This is a genomic window from Klebsiella sp. JB_Kp042 (assembly GCF_040065275.1).
Classification (GTDB): domain Bacteria; phylum Pseudomonadota; class Gammaproteobacteria; order Enterobacterales; family Enterobacteriaceae; genus Klebsiella; species Klebsiella quasipneumoniae.
Genome location: NZ_JBEAJL010000061.1, coordinates 1 through 3,169, shown reverse-complemented (window position 1 = coordinate 3,169; position 3,169 = coordinate 1). Strand labels below are relative to the sequence as shown.

General features: G+C 55.1%; 3 protein-coding genes and 3 tRNA genes. 4 read left to right on the top strand and 2 right to left on the bottom strand.

Going from position 1 to position 3,169, the window contains the following annotated elements; genetic code table 11:
- Positions 1-96: 96 nt before the first annotated feature.
- Positions 97-172 (bottom strand) — tRNA-Ala (locus ABLV54_RS13050).
- 219 nt (positions 173-391) lie between these two features.
- Between ABLV54_RS13050 and ABLV54_RS13045 the strand changes: the two genes are divergently transcribed.
- Both ABLV54_RS13045 and ABLV54_RS13040 read left to right on the top strand, forming a co-directional pair.
- On the top strand, positions 392-745 hold the full coding sequence (locus ABLV54_RS13045; RefSeq protein WP_004202017.1) for a YfeC-like transcriptional regulator: 354 nt from the start codon (positions 392-394) through the stop codon (positions 743-745).
- A gap of 3 nt (positions 746-748) precedes the next feature.
- Positions 749-1,141 (top strand): YfeC-like transcriptional regulator, encoded by a 393-nt coding sequence (locus tag ABLV54_RS13040; protein WP_101881326.1) that lies wholly within the window; start codon positions 749-751, stop codon positions 1,139-1,141.
- Between the two features lie 52 nt (positions 1,142-1,193).
- Here the strand turns inward: ABLV54_RS13040 and gltX are convergent, their stop codons facing one another.
- On the bottom strand, positions 1,194-2,612 hold the full coding sequence (gene gltX, locus ABLV54_RS13035) for a glutamate--tRNA ligase (protein WP_004202014.1): 1,419 nt from the start codon (positions 2,610-2,612) through the stop codon (positions 1,194-1,196).
- A gap of 259 nt (positions 2,613-2,871) precedes the next feature.
- On the opposite strand from gltX, the gene ABLV54_RS13030 reads away from it, so the two are divergent.
- Together ABLV54_RS13030 and ABLV54_RS13025 are read left to right on the top strand one after the other, a co-directional pair.
- Positions 2,872-2,947, top strand: a tRNA-Val gene (locus tag ABLV54_RS13030).
- A 45-nt stretch (positions 2,948-2,992) separates the two neighbouring features.
- Positions 2,993-3,068 (top strand) — tRNA-Val (locus ABLV54_RS13025).
- The last annotated feature ends 101 nt before the right edge of the window (positions 3,069-3,169 follow it).

The following is a 3,169-nucleotide window of genomic DNA, read 5'->3' as shown; positions in this document are numbered from 1 at the left end:
AACCGCTGACCTCTTGCATGCCATGCAAGCGCTCTCCCAGCTGAGCTATAGCCCCACAGGACCTCTTTACGAACCAAATCCGCTGGGTGCAGAATTTGGTGGAGCTAAGCGGGATCGAACCGCTGACCTCTTGCATGCCATGCAAGCGCTCTCCCAGCTGAGCTATAGCCCCGTAACGTAAAGCGTGTCGTGTTGACGGGCGGCATAATATGAATTCCTCGCTCAGGTGTCAACGGCAAAATTATCCTTCTCGATTCAATCGCTGAAAAAGCAGGCAACCTGCTGAGATTGCGAGCCTTATCGCAGCCAGAAGTTAAACAGGTCACCTTTTCCAGTAAAAGGATGCTATAACATGGACAGCTAATTCCCATACATTTACTCAGGAAATAGTATGCTCAAGGAACGAATGACACCTGAAGAAATCGCCCATCTGACCGGCTACAGCCGGCAAACTATCAATAAGTGGGTGCGGAAAGAAGGCTGGCAGACCTCTCCGCGGCCTGGCGTCCAGGGCGGTAAGGCGCGCCTGGTCCATGTCAATGAGCAAGTCAGGGAGTTTATCCGCAGCGCCCAGCGCGTGGCGGAGACGCCCGGCACCTATTCTCCCCACGACAGCGATCTGGAATCGCTGCTGCTGACCCTCTGTAAAGAACTCACTCCCAGCGAGCAGAAGCAGCTTATGTCGCTGCTGTTACGCGAGGGGATCACCGGGTTACTGCTTCGGTTAGGGATCCGCGATCGGTAAACCATGATGAAACTAAAAGATAAAATGACGCCCGCAGAGCTTGCCGACTGCCTGGGGCTGGCGAGACAAACGATCAATCGCTGGGTTCGTGAGAAGAAATGGCGCACGGAAACGATACCCGGCGTCAAAGGAGGCCGAGCGCGGCTGGTGGTCATCGACCAACCGGTGCGCGAGTTTCTGACGAACATTCCCGCCAGACGCCATCTGTTTAGCGACAATCATCTCGCGGAATCGCCAGGCGCTTACCTGGTCAATGAAGCGGACGCGATCTGGCGGCAAATCACAGAAACCCTGCAACTGATGACTCCGGCAGAACAGCTGCAGCTCCGCGACCTGCTGGCCCGGGAAGGGATTAGCGGTTTTCTTGCCCGCCTCGGCATCGCCAGCCCGGTGTAACAGACAAAAAAAACGGCAGGGGTATCCTGCCGTTTTATCATCCAGGTCCCCGTCAGGACGCCTGGCCTTCGCGCTCAGCGATAAAAGCCAGCGCTTTATTGATACGCTCTACGCTACGGGACTTGCCGATTGCATGGACGGTAACGTCAAGCGCAGGAGACTGCCCTGCACCGGTAACGGCCACGCGCAGCGGCATACCGACTTTACCCATGCCCACTTCCAGCTCATCAGCGGTCGCCTGAATCGCGTGGTGGACGTTTTCCGCCGTCCAGTCGCTAATCGCCGCCAGCTTGTCGCGGACGACTTCCAGCGGCTGACGCGCTACCGGACGCAGATGTTTCTTCGCCGCGTCGGCGTCGAATTCAGCGAACTCTTCATAGAAGTAGCGGCAGCTCTGGGCAATCTCTTTCAGCGTTTTGCAACGCTCGCCCAGCAGCTTCACCAACTCGGCCAGCTGCGGACCGTTGCGGGTATCGATATTTTCCTGCTCAATATGCCACTGCAGATGCGTCGCCACATACTCCGCCGGCAGCGTATTGATGTAATGATGGTTCAGCCACAGCAGCTTGTCGGTGTTGAACGCACTCGCGGATTTGCTGACCGCCCCCAGCGAGAAGAACTCGATCATCTCTTCGCGGGTGAAGATCTCCTGATCGCCATGGGACCAGCCCAGACGCACCAGATAGTTCAGCAGCGCTTCCGGCAGGTAGCCATCGTCGCGATACTGCATCACGCTGACCGCCCCGTGGCGTTTGGAGAGTTTCTTGCCATCGTCGCCGTTGATCATCGATACGTGCGCGTATACCGGCACCGGCGCATTCAACGCTTTAAGGATGTTGATCTGGCGCGGCGTGTTGTTGATATGATCTTCACCACGGATCACGTGGGTGATCGCCATGTCCCAGTCATCCACTACGACGCAGAAGTTGTAGGTCGGGGAACCATCGGTACGGCGAATGATCAGATCGTCCAGCTCCTGGTTGCTGAACTCGATAGGTCCGCGGATCTGATCGTCAAAAATAACCGACCCTTCCTGCGGGTTGGCGAAACGCACCACGCACGGCTCATCATCGGCATGATGCTCGTGGCTATGGCGGCAGCGTCCATCGTAACGCGGCTTCTCACCGTTCGCCATTTGCTCTTCGCGCAACGCTTCCAGACGCTCTTTTGAGCAATAGCATTTATAAGCGGTACCGGCTTCCAGCATCTCATCGATCACGTTGTTATAACGATCGAAACGTTTAGTCTGGTAATAGGGACCTTCGTCCCATTGCAGATTCAGCCAGTTCATGCCATCCATGATGGCTTCAATTGCTTCCGGGGTGGAGCGTTCGAGATCGGTGTCTTCAATACGCAGTACAAACTCACCGCCGTGGTTACGGGCAAAAAGCCAGGAATAGAGAGCAGTACGCGCACCGCCAACGTGCAGATAGCCGGTTGGGCTTGGCGCGAAGCGAGTTTTGATTTTCATGAATTGGCCTTACGTTTAATAAAGATGCCGATAGCCGGCAATGTCCTGTGGAAATTATGGGTCAATATTCTAACACCGTGGGCTGATTCCTCAATGTTGTTCCCGTCGGAACGTCGCGGTTTGCCGTTTTTGTTTATAAATCATGCTATGACGCCGCTTTTGCGATCGCTTTGTTTAATTTTACGACGAACGAACGAATTCTTTAGAAAAGGCGTTGACTCATTTTCAACTCTCCCTATAATGCGACTCCACACAGCGGGGGTGATTAGCTCAGCTGGGAGAGCACCTCCCTTACAAGGAGGGGGTCGGCGGTTCGATCCCGTCATCACCCACCACTACTTAACGTAGTCTCCGCCGTGTAGAACAGAAAATTGAGAAGTGGGTGATTAGCTCAGCTGGGAGAGCACCTCCCTTACAAGGAGGGGGTCGGCGGTTCGATCCCGTCATCACCCACCACTTTCTCGCCAGCTGGATTTTCTGTCAAAATATGAAGTACCGAAGTGGGTGATTAGCTCAGCTGGGAGAGCACCTCCCTTACAAGGAGGGGGTCGGCGGTT